The 16,249-nt window shown below is 44.0% G+C and carries 13 protein-coding genes; 6 read left to right on the top strand and 7 right to left on the bottom strand.

Translation table 11 applies throughout. The features are described 5' to 3' along the window. Positions 1–129: 129 nt before the first annotated feature. Positions 130–2,763 carry a phosphoenolpyruvate carboxylase gene (gene ppc / locus F0265_RS18965; protein WP_171750025.1) on the top strand — a complete coding sequence of 878 codons (2,634 nt, stop codon included), beginning with the start codon at positions 130–132 and terminating at the stop codon, positions 2,761–2,763. A gap of 400 nt (positions 2,764–3,163) precedes the next feature. Further along, positions 3,164–3,703 carry a PadR family transcriptional regulator gene (locus tag F0265_RS18960; protein WP_006963298.1) on the top strand — a complete coding sequence of 180 codons (540 nt, stop codon included), beginning with the start codon at positions 3,164–3,166 and terminating at the stop codon, positions 3,701–3,703. Between the two features lie 66 nt (positions 3,704–3,769). Here F0265_RS18960 and cysE read toward each other — a convergent pair whose 3' ends face one another. The 7 genes from cysE to F0265_RS18925 all read right to left on the bottom strand — a co-directional run bounded on the left by cysE (position 3,770) and on the right by F0265_RS18925 (position 11,901). Further along, the gene (gene cysE, locus F0265_RS18955) at positions 3,770–4,591 is read right to left on the bottom strand and encodes a serine O-acetyltransferase (RefSeq protein ID WP_006963300.1); all 822 of its coding nucleotides are present in this window, start codon (positions 4,589–4,591) and stop codon (positions 3,770–3,772) included. Between the two features lie 59 nt (positions 4,592–4,650). Beyond that, the gene (gene gpsA, locus F0265_RS18950) at positions 4,651–5,685 is read right to left on the bottom strand and encodes an NAD(P)H-dependent glycerol-3-phosphate dehydrogenase (RefSeq protein ID WP_006963302.1); all 1,035 of its coding nucleotides are present in this window, start codon (positions 5,683–5,685) and stop codon (positions 4,651–4,653) included. A gap of 150 nt (positions 5,686–5,835) precedes the next feature. Beyond that, the gene (secB, locus tag F0265_RS18945) at positions 5,836–6,303 is read right to left on the bottom strand and encodes a protein-export chaperone SecB (protein ID WP_019276827.1); all 468 of its coding nucleotides are present in this window, start codon (positions 6,301–6,303) and stop codon (positions 5,836–5,838) included. A 153-nt stretch (positions 6,304–6,456) separates the two neighbouring features. After that, positions 6,457–6,891 carry a rhodanese-like domain-containing protein gene (locus tag F0265_RS18940; protein WP_021457395.1) on the bottom strand — a complete coding sequence of 145 codons (435 nt, stop codon included), beginning with the start codon at positions 6,889–6,891 and terminating at the stop codon, positions 6,457–6,459. Between the two features lie 123 nt (positions 6,892–7,014). Further along, positions 7,015–7,977, bottom strand: coding sequence for a Wzz/FepE/Etk N-terminal domain-containing protein (locus tag F0265_RS18935; RefSeq protein ID WP_171750024.1), 963 nt, complete (start codon positions 7,975–7,977; stop codon positions 7,015–7,017). Positions 7,978–8,029: 52 nt separating this feature from the next. Further along, a complete protein-coding gene (locus tag F0265_RS18930; RefSeq protein WP_171750083.1) occupies positions 8,030–10,678 on the bottom strand; it encodes an SLBB domain-containing protein in 2,649 nt (882 codons plus the stop codon). A gap of 74 nt (positions 10,679–10,752) precedes the next feature. Beyond that, a complete protein-coding gene (locus F0265_RS18925; RefSeq protein WP_253809508.1) occupies positions 10,753–11,901 on the bottom strand; it encodes a capsule assembly Wzi family protein in 1,149 nt (382 codons plus the stop codon). Between the two features lie 359 nt (positions 11,902–12,260). Here F0265_RS18925 and F0265_RS18920 point away from each other — a divergent pair, with 359 nt between their 5' ends. The 4 genes from F0265_RS18920 (at position 12,261) to F0265_RS18905 (ending at position 16,214) form a co-directional block, all read left to right on the top strand. Continuing rightward, positions 12,261–12,542: a hypothetical protein gene (locus F0265_RS18920; protein ID WP_064488812.1), complete on the top strand. Its 282-nt coding sequence runs from the start codon at positions 12,261–12,263 to the stop codon at positions 12,540–12,542. Positions 12,543–12,619: 77 nt separating this feature from the next. After that, on the top strand, positions 12,620–13,282 hold the full coding sequence (locus F0265_RS18915) for a YjbF family lipoprotein (protein WP_171750022.1): 663 nt from the start codon (positions 12,620–12,622) through the stop codon (positions 13,280–13,282). 5 nt (positions 13,283–13,287) lie between these two features. Further along, positions 13,288–14,028 (top strand): capsule biosynthesis GfcC family protein, encoded by a 741-nt coding sequence (locus F0265_RS18910; protein ID WP_171750021.1) that lies wholly within the window; start codon positions 13,288–13,290, stop codon positions 14,026–14,028. Beyond that, positions 14,028–16,214 carry a YjbH domain-containing protein gene (locus F0265_RS18905; protein ID WP_171750020.1) on the top strand — a complete coding sequence of 729 codons (2,187 nt, stop codon included), beginning with the start codon at positions 14,028–14,030 and terminating at the stop codon, positions 16,212–16,214. Before F0265_RS18910 ends, F0265_RS18905 begins: the two co-directional genes overlap by 1 nt. Positions 16,215–16,249: the final 35 nt, after the last annotated feature.

Genomic DNA, 16,249 nt, shown 5'->3' with positions numbered 1-16,249 from the left:
TCAGTTGCATTCATTTGCACAATATTTGCAATCTTAGCCTACAGCATTTGACTCACAGCGATATTTTTCGCTAGATTGTCTACTTAACAAGGAACAATGGATGTAATTTTTTTACAAGGCAGGATGACAATGAACGAGAAATACTCTGCACTCAGAAGCAACGTGAGCATGTTAGGACACTTGCTCGGTAACACCATCAAGGATGCCCATGGTGATGCACTTCTGGACAAAGTAGAAACGATTCGTAAGCTTTCTAAGTCTGCGCTTTCTGGCAATCAATCCGATCGTGAAAGCTTGATTGAGGAAATTAAAAGCCTACCCGATGAGCAACTGACGCCTGTTGCCCACGCTTTTAACCAATTCCTCAACCTGACGAACATGGCGGAGCAGTACCACACTATTTCACGTCATTGCGATGCACATGTCTGCGAACCAGACGCCATCAACAACCTGTTTTCCAAACTTAGCCAAAACGACATAAGCAAACTCGACACTGCTCAAGCGGTGCGAGATCTCAACATTGAGTTAGTGCTTACTGCGCACCCAACCGAAATCACTCGACGCACCATGATCAACAAGCTGGTCAAAATCAATAAGTGTTTGTCGAAACTCGAGTTAAACGACCTGTCAGCCAAAGAACGTCAGAAGACTGAACGTCGCCTCGAACAATTGATTGCCCAAGGCTGGCACTCTGACACCATTCGTCAGCAGCGCCCAACTCCTCTTGATGAAGCCAAATGGGGCTTTGCTGTCGTCGAGAACTCCCTATGGGAAGCGGTACCTGACTTTTTACGCGAATTGGACGGTCGTCTGCGTGGTTATCTTGAAGAAGGCCTGCCTATTGATGCTCGCCCTGTGCATTTCTCTTCTTGGATGGGTGGCGACCGTGATGGGAACCCATTTGTCACCCATACCATTACCCGTGAAGTCATGTTGCTGTCACGCTGGAAAGCCGCAGATTTATACCTCAATGACATCAATGAGCTGGTCAGTGAACTGTCGATGACTCGCTGTAATGACGCAGTACGCTCGCTCGCGGGAGAAGATGAACACGAACCATACCGTGCCGTGCTAAAGCAGCTGCGTACCTTGCTGACTGAAACCAAAGAAATACTGGATGCAAAAGTAAACGGTCAGAAGCTGGCTGTTAAAGCTCCCCTTCAACGTGTCGAACAGTTATGGGAACCTCTTTATGCTTGTTACCAATCTCTTCATGAGTGCGGTATGGGCATCATCGCTGATGGCTCGCTTCTAGACACGCTACGTCGAATCAAAGCCTTTGGGGTTCACCTCGTGCGCCTCGATATTCGTCAGGAAAGTACGCGCCACTCCGATGCTTTATCAGAACTAACTCGCTACCTTGGCATTGGTGATTACAACCAGTGGAGCGAGCAGGACAAGATAGCGTTTTTGACCAATGAGCTGGCCTCCAAACGCCCACTTCTCCCACGTGACTGGCAACCATCCGAGCAAGTCCAAGAAGTACTCGATACCTGTAAGATTGTTGCCGCCCAACCACGTGAAGCCTTTGGGGCTTACGTGATTTCTATGGCGCGCACGGCTTCTGACGTATTGGCCGTACATCTACTTCTGCAAGAAGCAGGCTGTCCATATCGAATGGATGTCTGCCCACTGTTTGAAACGTTAGACGATCTGAATAATGCCGAATCCGTCATCAAACAATTGATGGGCATTGATCTCTACCGTGGCTTTATCCAGAACCACCAAATGGTGATGATCGGCTACTCTGACTCAGCAAAAGATGCTGGTGTGATGTCAGCGGGCTGGGCTCAGTATCATGCGATGGAAGCACTGGTCAAAGTCGCTGAAGAAGAAGGGGTTGAACTGACACTATTCCATGGTCGAGGTGGCACCATTGGTCGAGGCGGTGCGCCCGCTCATGCAGCTCTATTGTCTCAACCACCGAAGAGCTTGAAAGGTGGCCTGCGAGTGACAGAACAAGGGGAAATGATCCGCTTCAAGCTCGGCTTACCTGAAGTTGCTGTCAATAGCTTCAATCTGTACGCCAGTGCGATCTTGGAAGCTAACCTGCTGCCGCCTCCTGAACCAAAACAAGAGTGGCGCGATCTGATGAATGTACTTTCAGAGGTCAGTTGTGAGGCGTATCGAAGCGTCGTTCGAGATGAACCTGACTTTGTTCCGTACTTCCGTCAGGCAACGCCAGAATTGGAGTTAGGTAAATTGCCTCTCGGTTCTCGTCCGGCCAAGCGTAATCCAAAGGGTGGTGTAGAAAGCTTACGTGCGATTCCATGGATCTTCTCTTGGAGCCAAAACCGTTTGGTTCTGCCGGCGTGGTTAGGTGCTGGTGAAGCGATTCAATACTCCATCGATAAAGGTCATCAGGCGCTACTCGAAGAGATGTGTCGTGAGTGGCCGTTCTTCTCCACTCGCTTAGGCATGCTGGAAATGGTGTACACCAAGTGTAACCTTGAGATCTCGCGTTACTATGATGAGCGCTTAGCTGATCCTAAATTACTCCCTCTGGGTGATAAGCTGCGAGCTCAACTTCAGCAAGATATCAAAGCAGTACTCAATGTTGAGAATAACGAGAACCTGATGCAAAGCGATCCGTGGGGTCAAGAGTCTATTCGCCTACGTAACATTTACGTCGAGCCATTGAACATGCTGCAAGCTGAACTGCTTTATCGCACTCGTCAGAGCAACGCGGCATCACCTGAGCTGGAAGAAGCATTGATGGTGACTATCGCTGGTATTGCAGCGGGCATGCGCAACACAGGATAAACTTGTAACAAAGTACAAAAAAGGCTGTCTTAACGGGCAGCCTTTACTATATCTGATTCTGAAAACGTCAAATCAAATAGCATTATTTAAACAAAAAAGTGGCAAAACTATCAATCAAACAGGATAATGAACCAAAATATCCATTTATTGAGCAAATTATCAGTTTTTTGGGTTATTTTGTCCTTCTATTCCACTTTATGCTTATTATTTAGATATACTAATGCTCCCTTGCGATACACAACAACATCTACATATCGCTCTAGGTGATAAAACGGCTTTTAAGGTGACATGGCCAACTTTGTTGGCGCTGCTTAAAGAAATTAACTGATGATAAGTGCCACAGAAGCACGACAGTAACTAAGCAGTTGTTAGTAGTTATTTGACCATTTGGATTGAAGACATGTCATTACCACACGTTATCCTGACAGTTCTGAGCACACGCGACGCAACTGGATATGATATCACCAAAGAATTTTCCGCCACTATTGGTTACTTCTGGAAAGCAAGCCACCAACAAGTTTACCGCGAGCTAAATAAAATGGCTCAGAATGAGTTGGTTACCTGCGTATTAGAACCTCAAGAAGGTAAACCAGACCGCAAAGTATATTCCATCACAGATTCAGGCCGTGTCGCTTTAGGTGAATGGTTCGATCAGCCAACAGCACATCCAACAGTTCGTGATGAATTCTCCGCTAAGTTGATGGCTTGCGCCGTTCAACCTTCCGCACCTTATCGTGAACAGTTGGCCGAATTGGTTGAGGAATCACGCAAGCTAGTGGCTCACTATCAAGAAATAGAAAACGCGTACTATTCAACGCCTGCGACTTTGGATAAACAGCAGCGCTTGGAACGTTTAACGCTTCGCCGTAATCTATTGGTTCGCCAAGCGTGGATTGAATGGGCTGAAGAAGTACTCGCTGAATTAGCCTCTCTAGGCTAATGCGATAAAAAAGGGTTGAAGCCAAAACTTCAACCCTTTTTTTGTTTTCTTATCAGTAGTTCAGCTTTAAATGCCATCTCCACCAATAAAGCTTTGTGAACGGCCGTTAAACTGTTGATCCATATCCAGTGAGGGCTTATCCGTTTTAGGACGGCCAACAATCTTAGCTGGCACACCCGCCACCGTGGTGTGAGCAGGAACTGGCTGCAATACGACAGAGCAAGACCCAATCTTAGCGCCTTCACCCACTTCAATATTGCCAAGGATCTTGGCACCCGCGCCGATCATCACCCCTTCGCGGATCTTCGGGTGTCGATCTCCGCACTCTTTACCAGTACCGCCTAACGTCACGTCTTGCAGAATCGAGACATCATTTTCGACGACCGCCGTTTCACCAATCACTATGCCCGTTGCGTGGTCGAGCATGATACCGTGACCAATTTTTGCCGCCGGGTGAATATCCACCTGGCACGCCACTGAAATCTGGTTTTGCAGGTAAGTGGCCAGTGCTATGCGACCTTGGCGCCATAACCAGTTCGCTACACGATAACCTTGCAAAGCATGATAGCCTTTCAAGTACAGTAAAGGCATTGAGTACATGGAAACCGCAGGATCTCGATTCACTGTGGCACAGATGTCACAAGCCGCCGCCTCTGTTATCGAGTGATCAGCGTTAAAAGCTTCTTCAACCACTTCTCGCACGGCCATCGCTGGCATAGACGCTGTGTTCAGCTTGTTGGCTAAAATATAACTCAGCGCGGCTGCTAGGCTTTCATGCTTGATGATCGTCGCATGGTAAAAGCTTGCTAGCATTGGCTCTTGTTCTGAAAGCTCTCGCGCTTCGCGAACAATGGCTTGCCATACTTTCTGTTTTTCACAATGTTTCATTTCTCAACCCTTCACCTAAGCTTGCTTAAGTGTTTTTCGCTTTCCGTGTCTTTGGACGTTTACGCCTCTGATTTCTTATCACGAGCAAGCAAATCTTTTGCTGCCATGTGTGCATCTTTTCCTTGATACAACACTTGATAAATTTGGTCAACAATTGGCATCTCGACACCCATGCGCTGTGACAATAGCCAGACCTCTTTGGTATTACGATAGCCTTCAACGACCTGGCCAATCTCATCTTGAGCAGTATCCACATCTTTACCTTGACCTAGAGCTAGCCCAAAGCGACGGTTACGTGATTGGTTATCTGTACAAGTCAGAACCAGATCGCCCAACCCTGCCATACCCATGAAGGTTTCTGGCTGCGCACCTAATGCAGCGCCAAGACGCGTCATTTCAGCAAGGCCACGAGTAATCAGAGCAGTTCGAGCGTTCGCGCCAAAACCAATGCCGTCTGACATGCCAGCACCGATCGCAATAACGTTCTTAACCGCGCCACCCAACTGCATCCCTGTAAAGTCACTGTTGGCATAGACTCGAAACGTCTTGCTGCAGTGAATTTTCTCCTGAAGTTCAGAAACAAAGCTCTCATCAGGAGAAGCAACTGAAATCGCCGTTGGCATGCCCATCGCCAGCTCTTTGGCGAACGTAGGCCCTGATAGCACAGCTAACGAGTACCCTTCCCCTAATGCTTCTACAGCCACGTCTTTCAGCAAGCGCCCAGTCTCTGGCTCCAGACCTTTCGTTGCCCAGCAAATACGTGAATCAGCTCTTAGATGAGGCTTAATGTTGTTAAGCACGATGCCAAACACATGACTCGGCACCACAACCAACAAATCGCGACTGGCCTGCACGGCTTTTTCTAAATCTGACTCAACAATCAGTGATTGTGGAAAATCAATATCTGGCAAGAATTCGTGATTCGCTCTATCCGACTGCAAACGTGCCATATGCTCAGGGTCATGGCCCCAAATCACCACATTCGCGCCATTTCTCGCCAGTGAAATAGCCAGAGATGTACCGTATGAGCCAGCACCAAGCACCGTCATAGCGATTTCTTTCCCGTAGCCGTTTTGAATGTCTGAGTCCGTCATTAATCCGCCCGATCGTATTAAAAATTTGGAAGTTGGAACTTCGAATGGTTTCAGTGTAAGGAACCATTGTAGGCAATAAACAAAAAATGCACATCACATCCTTTGATGCTCTGTGCATTTTATTTATGCCGAGAAACAGCGGTAAAGCAATTAAGCTTCCGCAGTGCCTTCTTGCTGAGCTTGTTGCTGCAGGTAGTTCATAAACAGAGCGTCGAAGTTAACTGGCGCTAAGTTCAGTTGTGGGAATGTACCTTTAACCACTAGGCTAGAAATCGTTTCACGAGCATATGGGAACAGAATGTTAGGGCAGAATGCACCTAGACAATGCGCAAGCTGGCCTGCTTCCATTTTGTCAGCAGTAAAAATACCACCTTGTTGAACTTCACACAAAAACGCTGTTTCTTCTTCGTTCTTAACCGTTACAGTCAGACGTAGAACAACTTCATAAACACCTTCGCCAAGTTCACGACTTTGAGTGTCTAGGTCTAGCTTCACATCTGGGTTCCACTCTTTCTGGAACATATTTGGCGAGTTAGGCGCTTCAAAAGATACGTCTTTAAGAAAGATACGTTGAATCGCAAAGTTTTGTGCGTCTTGTTGTGGTGCTGCTTCAGCCATTTTGAAATCCTTTAATAATCAAGTTGTCTGCTTGGAGACTAACCGAGAGAGCTTGCTATGACTAGGTTTCCGCTAAAATTCGTGGAAATGTTCACATCTCTCTATAACAAACGCTGATTTTTCAATCAGCGTTTTCAGTAAAACCACTAAAATTTATTTTTTGCCTTTAACCAAAGGCAAGTTTGCTTCATTCCAAGCAATCAGGCCATTCTTCAGCAAGCTGACATTTTCGAAGCCCGCTTTTGCCAGAAGGTTAGCACTCTCTTGCGCTGTCTGACCTGTTTTGCATACCACAATGATTGGGCTAGATTTGTGGTTTTCAAGGCTTCCAAAGTTACCGGCCTTGATATCAGAAGGTAAAATGTGAACTGCATCGGTAATATGTCCCTTACGGAACTCATCTTTACTACGAATATCAACCACAACACCATTTTCACGATTCATTAGTTGTGTCGTTTGTGATGCAGTGATCTCTTTGTATGCCGCTGTCGTTGATTTAACGATATTCATAATAAGGGCAACCAAAAGACCAACCCATACTAGTGAGAGAATCATGTTCTCTTGAAAAAATGCGATGTATTCTTGCATGTCCTGTGCTCTTCAATAATAGAGCTGCTTAATTTTAAGCAGCTCTGGACCAAAATTCAGGTTAGGAGTATAGCGGGGATAAGAACCTAAGGCGAGAGCACCTTAACTATGATAGTTAATTAGCTAGTCATTTGCTCGACGAAATGCATAACGGACAAGAACAATCGCTACACCTAACATCCCCCCAAGCAATGTCGCTAGGATGCATATCAATGCTCTTTTGGGACCTGCCTTTTCTTCGGGTATAACGGGAGGATCGATAACTTTAAACGCATATTCATCTTTCACCTCTGCCAACATCAGTGTTTTGGTTTGTTCTTCTATAAGCTGATAAAATACGTTCTGCATATCAACCACTTTAGTTCTGTCTAACTGTTGCTCTAGATACTCAATATTTCGGTTAGCTTCAGTTAAAGATTCTTCTTTCATCCATAAATTGAGTTCTCTCACTAACCATTGTGTCCACTGCTGCGCCACGTATGGGGATACATGAGTAATGCTAACAGTTACAATACCAGTATCTTTTGCCTCGGAGACATTTAAGATGTCTTTAAATGCTTTGTAAGCTCCCCAAGCAGTAGGCTCTAGCGAGTTTTCAGGGGCTTTTGGATCATTTAGCCAACGAATACCGTCATAAAGTTCTGGGTCAAGCACCAACTTATTATTCTCTTTATTCCAAGATTTCGTTGCCATCAAAATTGGAAGCAATGCATATTTATCAATAAATGCATTGATAAACTTACGAGACTTCAATGTTGCTAAAGACAACGACTTATCGTCTGTTTTTCCCCCTCCAACATTAATTCCCGCCAAAGAGGCCAACCCCCCAAACTGGCTCGCCATGGCGGCAAGACCACCGCTTTTTTCGTCATTTGCAGCGACTAAAGTTGCAGATGCTTGATAAGTATTCGGTTGAGATAAAGCAAATAAAACGCCACCTATCGCAAATACCATCGTAGAAACAAGTATGACCCACTTTCCCCTCCAAAGAGCAAGGAATAACTCTCTTAAATCTATTTCATCATTAGCAATTGGCAAGTCTTGAACTTGAGTGAAAGTGTTTTCATGAATAACTGGTTTGTTCATAATATCTTCTTGAATATAAAAGCCTTCTTACTTTAGAGGGTTCATAAACTAATTAATCCTTTACAGCACTCCACGCCACACCAATTTGGTACAAGATTTGTGTCGCTGAAGTCAGTGTGCTCAAGCCATCTAGGTAGTCTGTATCTAGAGGTATGATGATTGTATCCCCAGGCTCCAAAGGATTAGACTTACGACTAAACCAAAATGAATTATTTGGCAGCATGACAGAACCATCAGCACGCACAACATAAATTCGGTCCGTATCTGCTTGTTTTTTAGTACCACCAGCGGAAGAAATATAATCTTCGATCGTCATTCCTGGAGTAAAGGTATGGTTAGAGGAAAACTGTACTTCACCCATAACACTCACAACTGGCTGCCTCGCAGGAACATATAGTTTATCACCCTTTTCGACTGTAATATCAGCATCAAAATTTCCAGCTAGCGCTTCAGGTAGGTTAATGACTAAACGACCAATGGCCTCAGTCGATGCCAGCTCGTCAGCAATCGCCATCGCGTCTGTAGGGCTAGTCGTATAAGTAGCACTTGAGTTTTGGCGACGTAGAGCTAAGTTACCAATTTCTTGTTTTAGTTGCAGGTTGAGCAATTTTAAGCGCTCTTCCTCTTGATGGCGTAGGCTTTCACGGCTAAAAACAGCTCCCTTAGCGTATGCAAACTGAGTTAACCCACCAGCACGCTCAATAAGGTCTTGAATCGTTTCACCACGCTGAAAAGTATATGTACCCGGAAAAACAACTTCCCCTTGCAATTCGATTGAGTTACCACGCTGCCAGTTAGGTTGCGTTTTGATCACAATGTGATCTTGAGCCTCAATATCAAGCTTATCTTGACCACTTAGAATCTCATTTGGGGAAAAAGAGTAGTGTTGTACAACAAAGTCTTGCTTTATTTTCTCCGAACGACTCAACTCAGCACTGTACAAAAACGCCTGTTCAGCAAAACCACCTGCAGCAGCAATTAACTTTTCAAAGCTGCTATTCTCAGTCAAAGGATAGACACCGGGGTATTTAACAGCGCCTGTAATTTCGATTATTTTGGCCTGTTCAGAAAGGCTAGCCTGTGCTTTCAACCTTTCAATGATTGGTTTCAGCAATGACTCTCGACTAGATAGGCGAAAATCATCTGCCATAGCAAATTTATCATCGTCAGCGATATCGAGTTTCTTTTGCTGCTCTCTCTCTACAAGAGCACCCGTTGCAGAGTCCAGTATAGCAACACTTTTAGATTCCTCTTTCTGCTCATTTTCACTATTGTGCCCACTTAAATCTTCATTAAGCTTCTTCACTCGCTTTGAACTAGCAGATTTTTGCTCTCTATACCAATAATCGACATCGAGGCCATTATCAAATACAAATAACTGGTCACCTTTGTGAAGAGAAAAATTGTCGACCGAGCTTGGCGACTTTAACACCTTACCTAAATCAAATTGCCATACACTAATATCACGACTGTCAGGCTCTTCTCTAACCAGTAGCGCATAAGATAGATCGGCATTTTCTTTGAGATCAACTCGGCTAATCACATCACTGATCCTAAGCCCTTCTACAAATTGATAAGCACCTTGACGGAATAGTTCACCACGAAGCGCGATGGCATTCTCCAGTTTGTCCCCAACTGGTAATAAAGAGACTTCATCACCTGCTTGTAATTTAAAATTTTTCCCATGTAGTGATGACAAATCTAATGTCAGCTGCTCAATACCCTTTGCGCTACGTCTTTTAACACTTACTTTTGATAAATAAGCACTAGGTAAAGCACCACCAGCGATATTGATTAAACCATTTAAGCGGCCACCTAAATTGAGTTCATAATGAGCAGGACGAAGTACTTCACCTTTAATAACAATATCAGCTTGCTTCGCAGGGACAAGAATAGTGTCTCCAGCTTGTAAGCGAACATCTCGACTAGAGTCACCATTGACTATCAAGTCATAAGCATCGAACGTAACAACTGTTTTGCCCAGTCGTTTTACTTTAATGTTGCGTAAACTACCTGTTAATTTTATACCCCCAGCAGCAATCAAAGCTTGAGACAAAGTAGTCAACCCATTGACATTATAAGCACCAGGCTGCTTAACATCGCCAGTAACAAACACCTGCATGGTTCGCATGGCACTTAATGAGACCACCGCTTCTACACCAATAGATTTACGCTGGATAAGCGACGCTACGTAGTTTTTTAACTCACTAAAAGTTTGCCCAGCAACATATTCGGGACCGTATTCAGGGATATTGAGTTTGCCCTCTCTATCGACTTTTAACTTTAAGTCACTATAAGACTTTCCATACAGTTGGATTCGGACTTCATCCCCTGGGGCAATTATGTAGTCATGAGGGACGGGCAAATGATCGACGGGTGTAAAGTCTAGTGAATTACCAGAAAAAACATCATACCCAAAATAAGGTAGTTCAGCTGCTGGAGCTCTGCTCTCAAGCTCACTTTCAGTTTTAGTACCTTTATCTAAAACTTCAGTCACTCTCTCTGGTTTCTTCATTTCAGGGGGTTCTGTATCTACACTAGAAGAAGCACCGAGAGAGTTTATTGCAGAAAGATCGACTCCCATTTGCCGAGCAAGCTGTTCTTGTTGGGCTTTAGGAAGAGATTGAAACTGATTAATTTGCGCTTGAGTTGGCGTTGCAGCGTTGACACTCGCACTTAGGAGTATTGAGGCAGCCAACATATGTATATTGAACTTCAAAGTTGTGATACTCATTAAATTATATAATCTTCTGTTCTCTGAGGTTAGCGACACAATCAAAACCTAAATTCATACCTAGAACCAAATACCATTTCACTGTCATTGGTGTCTCTATTGATATAATCTGCGCTAAGCTTAATTCTTCCTTGGAATGCTGGAAGCTGATAAACAAGTTGATATTGTTCCTGCGTATCATTTTTGTCACTCAATAATGTTTTAGTCGAAACAATCGCAGAAACCTGATGATCGTTGGCCAGTTGAAGGTAACTACTAAATGACCAACTGCTCTCATTCAGGTAACTAGACTGCAGGTAATTATCAATTCCTTCACTCACTATTAACTTGCATTCACCCGAAGCTACTGACTGATATTCAATCGCCACACGTAATGAGCTGTTGAATACAGGCTTATGACCACTCCAGCCTATTAGATAAGCACCTAAGCCATGTTCCTTTTGAGCTGAGGCTACTTCAGCATACAACCCATGTTGCACATTATGTAGTCTTGGCAAAGTTAGCTTTACATCAACAGCTGATTGCTTTTGATTTTTTTCTACGTAATTCTTATTTGCTTCAAACCAATTATGTTGAGTCAAACCGAGCTCTAACCAAGAATTCAGTTTACTAGCATATCTCATAGAGGTTCTGTAATCATAATCGAGGTCCTCTAACTTTGACGTCACAATATTTAAACTCCACACTCCAAGAAAAAGATTGTCTCCGATCCAGCTCAGACCAGCATCTAAATCATTTCCAGACGTTGCTAAAATGAGACTATGATTCCAACCGTATCCCCACCACCTAGGTAGCATACTCACATCAAGCAACGCACGACCAGCATTGAGTGCAATGTAACTGTCTTTAAAAGAAAGTTCTGGATCATTGGCGTGCTCTAGGTAAGAAGAATTGAGCCTAAACGCATAGCTGTTAGCTAGATGTTCATAGCTCGCCTCTACAGCCCACTTATCGCGCTCTACATCTGCAAACCAACCGTTATCTAGCGTCTTATTACTACCAGACATTGCAAAGCGGCGATTGCCACGATTGAGTTTAGCCGTCTGCAATGCGTAATTAAAATGCGCAAATTCATCATCTAAGTAATCAGAAGTATCGCTGGCATAGCCATCTCCTGCAACAGATGACCAACGTAATGGAAATGTACTAGTAACCCCGTTAAGCACGCCTCCATCACTTAGCGCAACCATAGATGATCTGAGAAACGGGTCATTTGCTTCGATCCAAGGTGAAGAATGGACATTGCTACTAATTAACAAAATAGATGTGAATGGTATGAATAATCTCAGTCGCTCTATCCTTGACATGTGCCCCACTTTATATATCTGAATCGAATAGATGATAGGTACAAACAACTCTATGCTAGCTTCCTACATCTGGACTCATTATAAAGACCACTATGGATTAAGCAATCCACCATATTGTGATCAGCTTGCATTAAAGTTATTTTAATTTTTACAGATATAACAAAGTGAAATAGAATCAAAACTGGAGCAAATAACTTTGCTTCAACATCGATGTTAAATTGTAAATTTACAAGGAACACTCAATGAAAAAAATTGCTCTAACAATGTTAGTAGCGCTATGTGCATCTGCTGGGGCTTTTGCAGAAGAAAGCTCTACTGCGAGTACAGCTGGTAGCTCCGCTGGTGGTTCTGCCGCTGGTGGTACTGCTGCTGGCTCTACAGCCGCAGCTTCTACAGCAGCAGCAGGTGTAGCGACGACGACAGCGGTAGCAGTAGGCGCAGCAGTTGCTGTAGCAGCAGTTGCTGTAGCAGCATCAGATAATGATGGTACTACTGGTACTACTGGTACTACTGGTACTAATTAATTAGTACTTCTAGTAAAACACCCTTAGCTTTGCTAAGGGTGTTTTTTTGCAATATTTATTAGTTCTGAGCTTTCACGATGACATATAAAGTACATGCTCTATTTATAGCTGTTTTCATCACCTTTTCGACGGGATGTACGCAACGTTTCGCTGACACTAACGAGACTCTAAAAGAGGCCTTTTTGGGGTTTGAAGATGTGAGTTTAAATAAGGAAGCAATCGAAAAAATCCCCTATGCTAGCAGCTATTTTAAGATTAATGATGGGCCACAAATTTTTATGGTGCTTGCATTCGTTGAAAAGAATCCACAATCTGGAAAAACTCAGCATAAATGGCTATCCAGTGACAAGGCGATGATTGTTACCGAGGAAGGTCGTATCGTCAGGACTTATAATCTCCCAGAGATAAACCTAGCTGGCAAAATATCTCCCAATAGCATCATACATTTTAACACTCCTCAATATCACTGGACTTCCGTATACGATTGGCAACCTAAATACCAATATAACCACCAAGCAAAAATCACCACCGAGTCTGTGGCAACAATTCAATTAAAGTCCGTGATGTGGTCTCAAACAGTCAAAGTCTGGCAAGAATACATTTCCTTTGAAAAAATGGGTGAAACTATGCAAAGCACTTTTTGGGTGGATGACAATGGAAATGTACTGAAATCAGCCCAATGGGTCATTCCAGACCAACTTTTCATCGAGCAAGAAATACTTAAGCCATTTAAAGGATGATCTAGATGACACGTAGCTTTTTATTTCTTTTCACTTTAAGTACTTTTACAAATGCCATCGCCAGTAGCGTTAAAGTAGAGCTTCCCAGTGAGCAATTAGTGATTGACTATACTACACCTGTACGCCTTGAGAGAGCCATTACTGACACTGTATTACACAGTGAAAATAATGCCCCATTTAGTTACCCACTGAACAATGCTCTATTCAACATAGACAAACAAAGAGTTGCCAACAATAAAAAACAGGCCGTACTGAACTTAATTGATAAACTCAAAAAGCAAGAGCCAACACTGTATGAAAGCTTGGGTATTCTGCGCGAACAAGTGAAAACTTGGCCTGTAGGTTATAGAGAAAACGTCTCATTAGATCTCGACTTCGTTCGCCTGACACCTTCAGCCAACCCTATGCTTAGCGGTCAATACCAATTCGAATATCCAGATCGTCCGACAAACATACACTTAGAGGGGCTATTTTTTAGCACCACTATGCCAGAAGCAAGGCCTGATTGGACGGTCAAAGATTACTTATCAACGTCTAAAGTGCTTTCTAGCGCCAGCAATAGTTATGCTTGGGTTATCTACCCAGATGGCAATTATAAGCAAGTTGGTTTCGCTTACTGGAATGATGAGAATACCCCACTTCCTCCAGGCTCTAGCATCTTCCTGGGATTCAACAATCCATCAACAGAGCTTTCTCAGCTTGAGCAAGATATTGTCTCTCTAATTGCCTGGAGAAGAAATTACTAATGAAACTTAATGCAATCACCTCTTTACTCCTCTCTATAGGCTTCGTTTCAACCGTTCAAGCAAGCGATAATCTCAAAGTCTCCCAAACTGATTTTGGCGGCGTGGGTTTAATGCAAATGCCTTCTGGTCGTATGGCAGAAGAAGGGGAATTTAATATAGGTGTCAGCGTCAACGACGACTATCAGCAATATACTGCTTCAATTCAGTTAATGAGCTGGCTAGAGTCTACAGTGCGGTACACGCGGGTACCCGACCTCCTGTTTAGTAGCGACCCTTCCTACAGTGGCGATAATTTGTATACCGACAAAGGCATCGATTTCAAAGTACGCCTTTGGCAAGAAGGTTATTGGTTACCTGAAACTTCGATTGGTGTTCGTGATTTTGGTGGTACCGGCCTATTTGACGGTGAGTTTGTTGCTGCGACAAAACGCTTTGGCAATTTAGATGTAACTTTAGGCCTCGGCTGGGGCTACTTAGGCCAACGTGGTAATGTGACCAACCCTTTCTGTAAAGCAAGTGATGAATACTGTACTCGCGACAGTGATTTCAGCGGTACAGGTGGCAGTGTCGATTACGAGCGCTGGTTTAAAGGCCCTGCAGCTATATTTGGCGGTCTTGAGTACCAAACGCCTTATGCACCACTTCGCTTAAAACTCGAATACGATGGCAATGACTATACACAGGACTATCCCGTTGTCCGATCTGGCAAACCCATGCCTCAACACACCCCATGGAATGTGGGAGTGAACTATCGTTTAGGGGACTGGGGGGATGCCAAAGTCAGCTATCAGCGTGGCGATACCATCACTTTCGGTATCAATATCTACACCAACTTCAATGAGATGAACGCGACATGGCGTGACGAACCTAAACAGGCTGTCACCAACATTGACAACAATAACCCTGACTGGCATTCAGTAGCAAAACAGATTGAGTCGAATGCGGGTTTTGAGCAAAACTCGATTACCCTTGATGGCGATGCCGTCATAGTAAAAGGCCAACAGAAGAAGTACCGCGACAGAGAAGAAGCCCTCGACCGTACAGCAGCAATCTTGTCTAACAATTCAAACGACCTGATTCGCGTATTTAAAGTCGTTGAACAAAAAAATGGTATGGATCTTAAAGAAACCACCATCGATAAACAGAAATATCTCACTGCAGCGAATTACTTATCAACCGAAGCAAAGGTCAAAGACAGTTTTGAGGAATCAGAGCCCAAGAGTATGACCAAGCCCCCTGTAGCAGAAAACAAGGAGCACTGGGATTATGGCTTTGAACCTGTCCTAAAGCAGAGCATCGGTGGCCCTGAATCATTCTATTTGTACAGTTTAGGCATCAGCGCAAACTCAAACTATTGGCTCACGGATAACCTTGAGTTTGGCGGCTCAATCATCTTCAACTTGGTCGATAACTATGACAAGTTTAATTACGTCGAAAACTCACCACATGTAAGAAATTACTCAACACCTAGAGTCCGAACTATGTTTCGTGCCTACGTGCATGATAATCCAGTTAGGCTAGATAACCTTCAGCTCACTTGGTTTGAACAACCATATGAAGAAGTCTACACCCAGATATACGGTGGCTATCTCGAAATGATGTTCGCTGGTATCGGTGGCGAAGTACTCTACAGGCCAATGAATAAAAGCTGGGCAGTAGGGTTCGACGCAAACCTAATCAGCCAACGCGACCCCGATTCATGGTTTGGCACATACAGTGAAGATTATTTCTTCTATGATGAGGCAAGCTGTAATGACCCGACACCGTCTTGCCAAGCGTATGTATTAAGCCAAGGTACGACAGGGCATGTCACGGGTTACTATATGCCAAATTGGGATTTCCTAAGAGATACACTATTTAAGGTCAGCGCTGGTAAGTTCTTAGGTGGAGACATGGGTGCTCGCTTCGACTTTTCTAAGCAGTTCAAATCCGGTGTGATTGTCGGTGCTTACGCTACTTTTACTGATTTGACGGCAGAAGAATACGGAGAAGGAAGCTACAACAAAGGCTTCTATATTTCGATTCCACTGGACATTATGACGATCAAACCAAGTACGGGACGTGCCAACATCTCATGGGAGCCAATTACTCGAGATGGCGGACAAATGCTTCAAAGAAAATATCACTTATTCAATCGTACAGACGTGCGTTCTCAGTGGTATCAGAGACCAAGCACTGTTGAGTAGAGTGAAGAATCAAAAGGCTGACAGCAATGTCAGCC

Origin of the sequence: Vibrio sp. RE88, assembly GCF_013113835.1 — a bacterium.
Lineage (GTDB): Bacteria > Pseudomonadota > Gammaproteobacteria > Enterobacterales > Vibrionaceae > Vibrio.
The sequence above is the reverse complement of the archived record's forward strand: the minus strand, read 5'-3'. Positions and strand labels throughout refer to the sequence as shown.

What these genes read in the sequence shown, in the direction of transcription:
- F0265_RS18925 (WP_253809508.1), bottom strand. Translation starts at nt 11,901, where the DNA reads ATGGTTGCGCTAAGTGATGGAGGCGTGCTTAACGGGGTTACTAGTACA.
- F0265_RS18915 (WP_171750022.1), top strand. Translation starts at nt 12,620, where the DNA reads ATGACATATAAAGTACATGCTCTATTTATAGCTGTTTTCATCACCTTT.
- secB (WP_019276827.1), bottom strand. Translation starts at nt 6,303, where the DNA reads ATGGCTGAAGCAGCACCACAACAAGACGCACAAAACTTTGCGATTCAA.
- F0265_RS18920 (WP_064488812.1), top strand. Translation starts at nt 12,261, where the DNA reads ATGAAAAAAATTGCTCTAACAATGTTAGTAGCGCTATGTGCATCTGCT.
- F0265_RS18905 (WP_171750020.1), top strand. Translation starts at nt 14,028, where the DNA reads ATGAAACTTAATGCAATCACCTCTTTACTCCTCTCTATAGGCTTCGTT.
- F0265_RS18930 (WP_171750083.1), bottom strand. Translation starts at nt 10,678, where the DNA reads ATGTTGGCTGCCTCAATACTCCTAAGTGCGAGTGTCAACGCTGCAACG.
- gpsA (WP_006963302.1), bottom strand. Translation starts at nt 5,685, where the DNA reads ATGACGGACTCAGACATTCAAAACGGCTACGGGAAAGAAATCGCTATG.
- F0265_RS18940 (WP_021457395.1), bottom strand. Translation starts at nt 6,891, where the DNA reads ATGCAAGAATACATCGCATTTTTTCAAGAGAACATGATTCTCTCACTA.
- F0265_RS18960 (WP_006963298.1), top strand. Translation starts at nt 3,164, where the DNA reads ATGTCATTACCACACGTTATCCTGACAGTTCTGAGCACACGCGACGCA.
- ppc (WP_171750025.1), top strand. Translation starts at nt 130, where the DNA reads ATGAACGAGAAATACTCTGCACTCAGAAGCAACGTGAGCATGTTAGGA.
- F0265_RS18935 (WP_171750024.1), bottom strand. Translation starts at nt 7,977, where the DNA reads ATGAACAAACCAGTTATTCATGAAAACACTTTCACTCAAGTTCAAGAC.
- F0265_RS18910 (WP_171750021.1), top strand. Translation starts at nt 13,288, where the DNA reads ATGACACGTAGCTTTTTATTTCTTTTCACTTTAAGTACTTTTACAAAT.
- cysE (WP_006963300.1), bottom strand. Translation starts at nt 4,591, where the DNA reads ATGAAACATTGTGAAAAACAGAAAGTATGGCAAGCCATTGTTCGCGAA.